Origin of the sequence: Zhongshania sp., assembly GCF_041623545.1 — a bacterium.
Taxonomy (GTDB): domain Bacteria; phylum Pseudomonadota; class Gammaproteobacteria; order Pseudomonadales; family Spongiibacteraceae; genus Spongiibacter.
The window spans coordinates 1-10,743 of sequence record NZ_JBFJWS010000094.1; the positions used below are offsets into that span (position 1 = coordinate 1).

The following is a 10,743-nucleotide window of genomic DNA, read 5'->3' on the forward strand; positions in this document are numbered from 1 at the left end:
ATTGAACAAGTCAGCAACGAGTCCGTAATCCGCAACCTGGAAGATCGGCGCGTCTTCGTCTTTGTTGATAGCAACAATGACTTTAGAGTCTTTCATACCAGCCAAATGCTGGATCGCGCCAGAAATACCGATGGCAATGTATAAGTCTGGAGCAACGATTTTACCCGTCTGACCTACCTGCATATCGTTCGGTACGAAGCCTGCATCGACTGCGGCACGTGAAGCACCAACTGCAGCGCCAAGCTTATCTGCGAGCGCGTACAGCATGGCAAAGTTATCGCCATTCTGCATGCCGCGACCACCAGAAACCACAATGCTTGCTGCGGTCAAATCTGGACGGTCACTTTTTGCAACTTCTTCGCGAACATAGCTAGAAGTGCCGGCATCGTGAGCACTGGCAACCGCTTCAACCGTTGCGCTGCCACCTTCCGCTGCAACAGCATCAAAAGCAGTGGTACGCACGGTGATCACCTTAATGGCATCAGATGATTGTACAGTCGCAATAACGTTACCCGCGTAGATTGGACGCTTGAATGTGTCGGCGCTTTCCACGGTGATGATTTCTGAGATCTGAGCAACATCCAGCAACGCGGCTGCACGTGGCAAGGTGTTTTTGCCAGACGTTGAGGCAGGCGCCAGAATGTGGGTGTAATCTTTGCCCAGTTCAGCAACGAGCAAGCTAACGTTTTCAGCAAGCTGATGCCCATAAGCCGCATTGTCGGCCACTAGCACTTTGCTAACGCCTTCAATTTTCGCAGCAGCTTCTGCAGCTGCGCCGCAGGCTTCGCCGGCAACCAGTACAACAATATCGCCACCGATAGCTTTCGCTGCGGCAACAGTATTCAGCGTAGCGCCTTTAATTGAGGCATTATCATGTTCTGCAAGAATTAAAATACTCATCAGATTACCTTCGCCTCGTTTTTCAGCTTCTCAACAAGTTCAGCGACATCCGCAACCTTAATACCGGCTTTACGCTCAGCAGGCGGCTCTACTTTTAAAGTAGTGACGCGAGGAGTAACTTCAACGCCCAGCTCTTCAGGTGTCAGCACATCCATTGGCTTTTTCTTTGCCTTCATGATGTTCGGCAATGAAGCGTAACGGGGCTCATTCAAGCGCAAATCGGTAGTCACGACCGCAGGTAGAGACAGTTTAACGACCTGTGAACCGGTATCGACTTCACGGGTTACTGTAACGCTGTCGCCTTCAACAACGACTTCGGAAGCAAAAGTACCCTGTGACATGCCTGTGAGGGCTGCCAACATTTGACCAGTTTGGTTGTTATCGCCATCGATAGCTTGCTTACCAAGAATAACCATTTTAGGCTGTTCTTTATCACAAACGGCTTTCAGCAATTTGGCGATAGCTAAGGGCTGAACTTCTACGTCAGTTTCTACCAGAATACCGCGATCAGCACCTAGCGCCAGCGCCGTGCGAATTTGCTCCTGACTGACTTTTGCGCCAATAGAAACGGCAACAATCTCAGTCACGACGCCTTTTTCTTTCAGGCGAACAGCTTCTTCAATCGCAATTTCACAAAATGGGTTTATGGCCATTTTGACATTATTCAGATCAACGCCAGTGCCGTCCGATTTCGGACGCACTTTTACGTTGTAGTCAACTACTCGTTTGACAGCAACCAGAACCTTCATGGATTCCCCAGTACACGCGTAAATGGAATGAAATGGCTATTGTCCCTACGCAGCGAATCTGTATTTAGATTCAAGCAGACAATGCCTCGGTAAAAAGCGCGGTTATATTGACGTGTCTTAGCGCTAAGGTCAATAAAAGCGAGGTATTCACAGCGCAAATATTGGCTATAGGGCAATCGCCGGCCGCAGGAATTAATTTACGCAAGCAATTGTTATTAAATGGGTTTTTAAATACTGCTAAAATCAAATGCGGTCAAAAGAAATGGAATAAAACTCCGCTTAAAGTAGCCTTTTCAGGCCCTAAGTTTTATAATTCTCGGCTTTAATCAGCCGTAAACCGCCCATTTAGAGGGCAATGCTACTCAGCATACATAGGAGAAAGTCTGTGGAACGCGAATCAATGGAATTTGATGTCCTAATCGTTGGGGCTGGCCCCGCCGGATTAGCGGCAGCATGTAAAATCCGTCAATTAAGCGAAAGCAGCGGCAAAGACATCAGTGTCTGTGTTGTTGAAAAAGGCTCTGAGGTTGGTGCCCACATTCTCTCTGGCGCGGTGTTTGAACCCAGCGCTTTGAACGAACTCTTTCCAGACTGGAAAGAAAAAGGCGCCCCGCTGAATACCCCCGTCACCGGCGACGACATTTATTACATGACCAGCGCTGAAAAGGCGATCAAGGTACCCGGCTTCGCCGTGCCCAAAACCATGCACAACGAAGGCAACTATATTATAAGTCTTGGTAATTTGTGCCGCTGGATGGCTGAGCAAGCAGAGGGTATGGGTGCAGAAATTTACCCTGGCTTTGCGGCCGCAGATATTTTGTTTAACGAAGACGGCAGCGTAAAAGGCGTCGTGACAGGCGACATGGGCATTGCCGCTGATGGCAGCCAAAAAGACAGCTATATGCCGGGCATGGAGTTACATGCCAAGTACACCTTGTTTGCAGAGGGCTGTCGCGGCCACCTCGGCAAACGCCTGATGGAAAAATTTGACCTGAACGCAGGCAAAGATCCTCAGCACTATGGTATTGGTATTAAAGAGCTGTGGAAAATTGACCCCGCCAAGCACGAAGAAGGCAAGGTTATGCACGCTGCGGGCTGGCCGCTGGCTGAAAATGGCGCCGCCGGTGGTAGCTTCCTCTACCACATTGAAGACAATCAAGTATCGATTGGTCTGATTACCGATCTTTGCTACGACAACCCTTATTTGTCGCCTTTTGAAGAATTTCAGCGCTTCAAAAAGCACCCCACCGTTATGCAATACCTCGAAGGCGGCGAACGTATCTCATACGGCGCCCGCGCAATCGCCAAAGGTGGTTTACAATCGCTGCCTAAAATGACCTTTCCAGGCGGCCTATTGATTGGCTGTGATGCTGGTACGCTGAACTTTGCCAAGATCAAAGGCAGCCACACAGCGATGAAATCAGGCATGATCGCGGCTGAAGTCGTACACAAGGCCATCACTGAAAACGAGGCGACTGGTCAGGAGCTGAGCGAATACACTACAGCCTTTGAGAACTCGTCCGTTTACAAAGAGCTGCATGATCAGCGTAATTTTGGACCAGCCCAGCACAAATGGGGTAACTTCTTGGGCTCTGCCTACGCCTTTGTTGACCTAAACCTATTCAACGGTAAATTGCCGTGGACATTGGGCGACGATCACCCTGATCACGCAGAGATGAAGCCGGCAGCCGAGTGCAAAAAGATTACTTATCCCAAGCCGGATAATAAAATCACCTTTGATCGCCTGACGTCGGTCTTTTTATCCAATACTAATCACGAGGAAGATCAGCCCTGTCACCTAACATTGAAGGATCCTGAACTACCTATTCGCGACAACCTCCCGAAATACGCAGAGCCAGCGCAGCGCTACTGCCCTGCCGGCGTGTATGAAGTTGTTGAGGATGCAGAAGGCACACCTAAGTTCCAGATCAACGGCCAGAACTGTGTTCACTGCAAAACCTGTGATATTAAAGATCCGGCGCAAAATATTATTTGGGTAACACCAGAAGGCCTCGGCGGCCCCAACTACCCAAATATGTAAACGTGTAGATAGCAAAAAGGGCAGCTTCCGCTGCCCTTTTTTGTGATCGCTACCTTGTCCAGCAAAAAGTGTCCAGCAAGAAGTTTACCGCGCTTTTCCTAAGACAAAAGATTCACCACCCGCCTCCAAGATGATCGAACTACCGTCAATTTGTGCGACATCTACCATCCGGTAAAAACATGCCCTACTCACACGCGCAGCAAGCCCGTGGCGGGTCAGAACCGAGGGCTGAGGCTCATCACTGCCAGCTGAAGAAGCAACGTTCAAAGGATGCTCCGCCCCCAATTCAAACCACGTATCCACATTGGTTTTAACAACAATGCGCTGAGGCTTAAGACTTGAATCGTGTTCAAAATCAGTAATGACTAACGGTAGATCCTCTACACGAATTCGCCATTTTTCAACGGGGGTAACTAAATAGTAGTCCCCGTCGTCCTCGCGGCGCAAAATTGACGCGAATAATTTAACGAGCTCATGGCGCTTGATCTCACCGCCCTCATGAATCCAGCGCCCATCGGCTTTAATAACAATATCAATATCACCACTTAATTCCGGATGCCAGCGCTCAATAGGTGGCGCGCCACGCTGATCTTTAAGCAGTGCTTGTATATCGTCCAAGCCGGTCATTTAAGGCACTCTCATCTATTTACATCGATTACCATTTAATTAAGCGCACATTGATTACACCTTCAATCGCGCTTATTTGTTCAAGTAATCCTGAGGAGACTTCACTACCCAAATCTATAAGATTGTAGGCAATTTCGTCACGGCTTTTGTTCAGCATATCTACGACGTTAATGTCTGCATCGGCAAGTATACCCAAGACACTACCCAGAATTTTAGGTACGTTATGATTAGCAATTGCTAAACGACACTGGCCACTGCGATCGAGTTGTAAGTTAGGAAAATTCACCGAATTTTTGATATTGCCATTTATCAGGAAGTCATTTAATTGGTCGGCAACCATAATTGCACAGTTTTCTTCCGCTTCATCGGTACTTGCGCCGATATGCGGCATTAAAATCACATCGCCACGCCCAATTAATGCCGGTACCGGAAAGTCAGTAATAAACTGGCGTAAACTACCGTTATCCAGCGCTCGGATGACAGCGCTTACGTCGACAATTTCTTCACGGGCAAAATTAAGCAGGCAGCAGCCAGGTTTACAGGCCGCTAATAAATCACTGTTTACCAAGCCACGAGTGGAATCAAAGACCGGTAAATGCAAAGTAATAAAGTCAGCGCGAGCGAATAAACTGCTCAAGTTATCCATTTTCTTTACCGAACTCGGCAAGCGCCAAGCCGCATCTACGGACAAGGCTGGGTCGTAGCCAATAACCTCCATACCCAAACTCAGTGCAGCATTGGCGATCATAGAGCCAATTGCGCCCAAGCCAACGACGCCAAGTGTGCGGCCGGCGAGCTCATTGCCTTTAAAGCGCTTTTTTTCTTTTTCCAGTAGTTTGGCCATCTCGGCGGCGTCGCTCATATGCCCCAAACTATTTACATAGGATATGCCAGGTAAAATCCCACGTGAGCCAAGGGCCAAGCCAGCAATAACGAGCTCTTTAACTGCATTGGCATTTGCGCCAGGGCTGTTAAACACTGGAATACCCCGCTCAGTGCAAGCTGGGACGGGAATGTTATTGGTACCAGCACCCGCTCTAGCAATAGCCTTAACGCTCGGCGCGATTTCGGCAACTTGGAGTTTATGACTGCGTAATAAAATCGCGTCTGGCGCGGGTAGTTCCGTCGCCAATTCGTAATTATCATTGGGCAAACGGCTTAAGCCCTTTTCGGAAATCTGGTTTAGCGTTAGTACTTTGTACAAGTTCTACTCCTAATTATTTTAGCCGATATGACGGCGACGCTCGCCTGACGGTGCGGGGCCTTGATTAAATGCATCCTCAGCACTTTGCTCAGATTGAGCACCTAACGGCACGCTGTGGAAAAACTTTAACGCGCTTATGTGTCCGTTCATGCTTAAGCCGGCGGTGTACTCGGCATTTTGACCGAGTAATCGAAAATCCCACGACTCAGCATCAGGCCCGACGAACTCACAGAACTCGCCATCGTCGCCAAGGACTACGGAAAAGTCATGCAGTGGGATTGACAGGCCTTCACCGCGAGCTTTGATATAAGCTTCTTTCAAAGTCCAATAGCGGTAGAAATAATCGAGTTGCTGGGCTTCATCACGACTTTTCAGTGCTTGTAATTCAAGTGCTGAAAAATAATCTTCGGCAACATCCAGGATTCCGGGGTTTTCCGCGCGGCACTCGGCGTCGACACCGATGGCGTCGTCACGCGTGACAACGCACACAGTTAGGCCGCTGGTGTGGGCCGTATTGAATTGGATAATTGATGAAACACTCGAATTACTCAGCTCGGGTTTACCGAAATCATTTACTTGAAATTCGATCTCTTGCGGTGAAAGCTCACAATACTCAGCCAGCACCGTGCGCAAAAGTGCACGGCTTACCAAGTAGTCCCAGCCATTATCGACATGTTTAAGCTGCTGATACTGCAATACCTCAGCTTGAGAGAGCATTTCTTCGTAGTTTTTCTGCGCAGACTTCAGGCGATTGTCATTGGTGAAACTAAACCAAACATCGACAACCCCCCGATTCAGCGAACGTCGTAAAGCGGGAGTCATTATTTTTATGTATCCAGTTAATCAGCCCCGACCACCATCACAATGGTCGGAACCTAAATCAATTAATCTTAATTTTGGCGCTTTTCCACAAGCCATTAAAGTACGCGGAAAAGTCTTGAGAAGACCTGCTTCGTACCGTGTTATTTTCCGCTTCTTTAAGCTGGGCCACATCCAGCGCAGCTTGACTGCCATAATTCACATCGAGCAACTGTACGACAACCCGATCACCATTTTGTAGTCGCAAAACACTCACGCTAGGCTGTGTTTCCGGCCGTGCCATGGCAAAAGCTTTGTTACGAATTTGCGCCTCGACGGAAATATCGCCTCGCTTGCCTGCAGCAATAGCACTCCAAGTCAGTTTCTCAGCCTTTGCAACGTCCTCCGCGCGCTTACCCGCAACCAGCTCTGCTTGAATTGCCTTGGCCTTGGTTTCGGCCGCCAGCTCTGCCTTACGCTGTTCAAGCTTGCTAATGATTTTTGCGCGTACGTCAGCAAGAGGCAGCGTTTCCGGCGCCTTGTACTCTTCGACATGAATCACCGCAAAGTGTTCCGGCGTCAATTCAAAGACTTCACTATTTAGGCCCTTGGTGCGCAACTCCGGATTAAACGCGGCGGACTTCAAACTCGCGTAGGCAAATAAACCACTGTCGTCAGACTGTGTTTGCCATTCGCTTTGCTTTACAGCTAGGCCTAGCTCTTTGGCCGGCATGCTCAGGTTTTCTGCGTTAAATACTAAGTCACGTAAATCTTCTACCGCACCGATTAAGCGCGGCATCGCGGCTTGACGACGAAGACGCTCAGTAATTTCTAAACGAGCACTGTCCAGTGTTGGCACATCGGGCTGGCGGACACTCAACAATTTGATTAAGTGTAATCCGGCCTCAGTTTCAACAACCTGGGAAACTTCGCCATCTTTCAGTGCCGCTAAAGCCTCTTCGAATTCCGCAGGGAAACTATCACCGCTGCTAAAGCCGAGGACGCCGCCATCAGCTGCAGAGCCTGCATCGCCGGAGTATTTGCGAGCTTGCTCGGCAAAGTCGCCACCCTTAAGTAAGGTTTGGCGAATTTCTTCAAGCTGCGATGATGCCTGTTCACGACTAGTATCGTCATTGATTTCGATCAATATATGCGCTGCTTCGCGCTCAACTTGCGCGTTACTGGCCTCGATAAGGCGCTGATATTCCGCAATAACTTGATCTTCGGATACCGGTTCAAAAAAGTCCTCTTCGGATAACTCTACGTAAGAATACCGAACCGCTGCCTCACTCTGAAACTGATTGGTATTCTCTTGGTAATACGCTTCAATTTCTTGATCGCTGACTTTAACACTGTCGCGGTAAGGCGCTTGCGCAATGGTGATAAAGTGATAATCACGCATTTCATGGAGCAAGCCAATCGCCCGCGACAATTCCGGCCCGGCGACAAAAGCAGAGCCGGCAACCGCACTGGATAACTGTTGAATAGTCAGGTCAGAACGAAGTAATTGCTTGAAGAAGGCACTGCTGTAGCCCTGGAGCCGTAGCACTTGCTCGTAGCGAGCTTGGGAAAAGCGTCCGTCTTCTTGGAACTGTGGCATTTCTGCAATTGTCGCATGCAGTTGCGCCGTCGAAATCTCGATACCGGCTTCCGCTGCTGCTTGCAGCAATAATTGCTGTTTAATTAATGTGTTCAATGCTGGCTTACGCAAGATTGCGTCATCTAACATGGCTGGGTCGATCTGGTCGCCCATCATGCCCAGTAATCGACGCTTCTGGAGACTGATTGCTTGCTGCAATTCACCCTCAGATATTTTCTCTCCATTAACGACAGCAGCGGGCACTTGGCCTGAGCCTCCAAACAAACTATCGATCCCAAATAGTGCAAACGGCACGATGATGAGTGCGATAATAAACTTGGCCGCCGTTCCTTGAATGTTATTGCGAATATTTTGCAGCATTGACGCGAATCCGACTCTGAGTCATAAAAAAAAGCGCACCTCTCGATGCGCCTTCTGTAAGAGGTTTTAACCCCTATAGCGACTTCCCAACACCGTGGGAATGGCTATATCCCTTAGTTACAGGCGTCTTTCAACGCTTTACCTGCTTTGAAACTTGGGATTTTAGCAGCTGAAATTTCGATTGGCGCACCAGTTTGTGGGTTGCGGCCAGTGCGAGCTGCACGGTCTTTAACGCTAAATGTACCAAAACCGACAAGCGATACAGAATCATCTGACTTTAATGCATTGGTAATGGCTTCTACCGTAGCATCCAGCGCGCGACCAGCGGCTGCCTTGGACAGGTCTGCAGATTCTGCAATAGCGTCGATTAGCTCAGATTTATTCACTTATTCTTCCCCTTCAAATTGTTATAAAAAAAATTTTAAAAGTGTCACTGCTGGCAGTCACATACCAGCGCAAGGGCAGTGACGGCCGCATGCGCAAAGAGTGGGATTTATACCAACTGCGCCCTGCATGGTCAAGGAATCTCTGCGGCTAGTGCGCGTTTGCGCGCGCTTCGCCTAAGATATCGTCATTTCCATCTACACTTTTGTGGTTATCGTCAATACCTGCCAAATAAGCTTCGTCAGAAATCTCTTTTGGAATACTTTCCAGTGCGATATTCAGCACTTCATCAATCCATTTGACGGGGCGTATTTCCAAGTCAGCCTTAATGTTTTCAGGTATTTCTTTAAGGTCCCTCTCGTTCTCGGACGGGATTATAACGGTTTTTATACCGCCGCGGTGCGCCGCGAGAAGTTTTTCTTTCAAACCGCCAATCGCTAAGACTTGCCCGCGCAATGTAATCTCGCCCGTCATCGCCACATCCGACCGGACTGGGATGCCAGTTATAACCGACACTAGCGCGGTACACATACCCACACCCGCCGACGGACCGTCTTTAGGCGTCGCACCTTCCGGCATGTGGATATGGATATCGTGGCGATCGTGATAGCGCGCGGGAATACCTAGGCGCTTAGAGCGGCTTCTCACTACCGTGGTCGCCGCTTGAATCGACTCCTGCATGACATCACCAAGAGAGCCCGTCTTAATGTGGCGCCCTTTACCAACAACAGACACCGCCTCGATGGTCAGCAGCTCTCCACCAACAGAGGTCCATGCTAGCCCAGTAACCTGACCAACTTTGTTTTCTTCTTCAGCTTTACCATAGTTGTAGCGCCGCACACCGAGATAGTCCTCTAGGTTTGCAGAGCACACTGCGATAGCGCCACTTTCACCATTAAGCGCAAGATTCTTAACTACTTTACGGCAGACTTTAGCAACTTGGCGCTCAAGACCGCGAACACCCGCCTCGCGGGTGTAGTAGCGCACAATATCTTGCAGCGCATCTTCGTCGATGCCCGCTTCACTGTCCTTGAGGCCGTTATTTTTCAGCTGCTTAGGAATTAAATAGCGGCGAGCAATATTGATTTTCTCGTCTTCGGTGTAGCCAGGAATCCTGATAACTTCCATGCGATCCATGAGTGCTGGAGGAATATTCAGAGAGTTCGAGGTACAGATGAACATAATATCTGAGAGGTCATAATCAACCTCTAGATAATGGTCGTTAAAGGCGTGATTTTGTTCGGGATCGAGAACCTCCAGTAGAGCAGAAGCCGGATCACCGCGATGATCCATTCCCATTTTATCGATTTCATCGAGCAAAAATAGCGGGTTACGAACCGAAGCCTTAGACATTTTCTGAATAACCTTACCCGGCATAGAGCCGATATAGGTCCGACGATGTCCGCGGATTTCTGCTTCGTCACGCACGCCACCTAAGGCCATACGCACAAATTTACGATTTGTCGCGCGGGCGATGGACTCACCCAGGGAGGTCTTACCGACACCCGGAGGCCCAACTAGACATAAAACTGGACCCTTTACTTTCTTCACGCGTTTTTGAACAGCAAGGTACTCAAGAATTCGGTCCTTAACCTCTTCAAGACCGTAGTGATCTTCATTCAAAATCTCTTCAGCCCGCGCTAAATCATGCTTTACCCGGGAGCGCTTTTGCCAAGGTATACTCACCAACCAGTCGATATAGCCCCGCACAACCGACGCTTCCGCTGACATTGGTGACATCATCTTGAGCTTCGCCAGTTCAGCCTTAGCCTTATCTAGCGCCTCTTTGCTCATACCGGCTTTATCAACGCGACTTTCAAGCTCCTCGAGCTCGTTTACACCTTCTTCTGACTCGCCCAGCTCGCGCTGAATGGCTTTCATCTGCTCGTTGAGGTAATACTCGCGCTGGCTTTTTTCCATCTGTTTCTTAACGCGGCCACGAATTCGCTTCTCGACTTGAAATAAGTCGATTTCCGATTCCATTAGCCCCATTAAATGCTCAAGGCGCTCACGCTCGTCAACCATTTCAAGCACCGCTTGCTTCTGTTCAAGCGCCATATTCATGTGTGCAGCAATGGTG

The 10,743-nt window shown here is 49.1% G+C and carries 9 protein-coding genes; 1 reads left to right on the top strand and 8 read right to left on the bottom strand.

Annotated elements, in window-relative coordinates; genetic code table 11:
* Both ABYT30_RS10205 and ABYT30_RS10210 read right to left on the bottom strand, forming a co-directional pair.
* On the bottom strand, positions 1-900 hold a 900-nt coding region (locus tag ABYT30_RS10205; RefSeq protein WP_373096312.1), incomplete at its 3' end, for an electron transfer flavoprotein subunit alpha/FixB family protein.
* On the bottom strand, positions 900-1,649 hold the full coding sequence (locus tag ABYT30_RS10210) for an electron transfer flavoprotein subunit beta/FixA family protein (RefSeq protein WP_373081851.1): 750 nt from the start codon (positions 1,647-1,649) through the stop codon (positions 900-902). The genes ABYT30_RS10205 and ABYT30_RS10210, both read right to left, overlap by 1 nt.
* A gap of 385 nt (positions 1,650-2,034) precedes the next feature.
* On the opposite strand from ABYT30_RS10210, the gene ABYT30_RS10215 reads away from it, so the two are divergent.
* Complete coding sequence (locus ABYT30_RS10215; RefSeq protein ID WP_373081853.1) at positions 2,035-3,690, top strand: electron transfer flavoprotein-ubiquinone oxidoreductase; 1,656 nt, start codon at positions 2,035-2,037, stop codon at positions 3,688-3,690.
* 84 nt (positions 3,691-3,774) lie between these two features.
* Here the strand turns inward: ABYT30_RS10215 and ABYT30_RS10220 are convergent, their stop codons facing one another.
* The 6 genes from ABYT30_RS10220 to lon form a co-directional block, all read right to left on the bottom strand.
* The gene (locus ABYT30_RS10220; protein ID WP_373081855.1) at positions 3,775-4,317 is read right to left on the bottom strand and encodes a DUF1285 domain-containing protein; all 543 of its coding nucleotides are present in this window, start codon (positions 4,315-4,317) and stop codon (positions 3,775-3,777) included.
* A gap of 28 nt (positions 4,318-4,345) precedes the next feature.
* Positions 4,346-5,521 (bottom strand): phosphoglycerate dehydrogenase, encoded by a 1,176-nt coding sequence (locus ABYT30_RS10225; protein WP_373081857.1) that lies wholly within the window; start codon positions 5,519-5,521, stop codon positions 4,346-4,348.
* A gap of 18 nt (positions 5,522-5,539) precedes the next feature.
* Entirely contained in the window at positions 5,540-6,343 is an 804-nt protein-coding gene (locus ABYT30_RS10230; protein WP_373081859.1) for a 4'-phosphopantetheinyl transferase superfamily protein, read from the bottom strand.
* Positions 6,344-6,401: 58 nt separating this feature from the next.
* Positions 6,402-8,279 carry a SurA N-terminal domain-containing protein gene (locus tag ABYT30_RS10235; protein WP_373081862.1) on the bottom strand — a complete coding sequence of 626 codons (1,878 nt, stop codon included), beginning with the start codon at positions 8,277-8,279 and terminating at the stop codon, positions 6,402-6,404.
* Positions 8,280-8,392: 113 nt separating this feature from the next.
* The gene (locus ABYT30_RS10240; RefSeq protein WP_008250078.1) at positions 8,393-8,665 is read right to left on the bottom strand and encodes an HU family DNA-binding protein; all 273 of its coding nucleotides are present in this window, start codon (positions 8,663-8,665) and stop codon (positions 8,393-8,395) included.
* A gap of 148 nt (positions 8,666-8,813) precedes the next feature.
* Positions 8,814-10,743 (bottom strand): endopeptidase La (gene lon, locus ABYT30_RS10245; protein WP_373096314.1); only part of this gene is annotated, 1,930 nt, incomplete at its 5' end.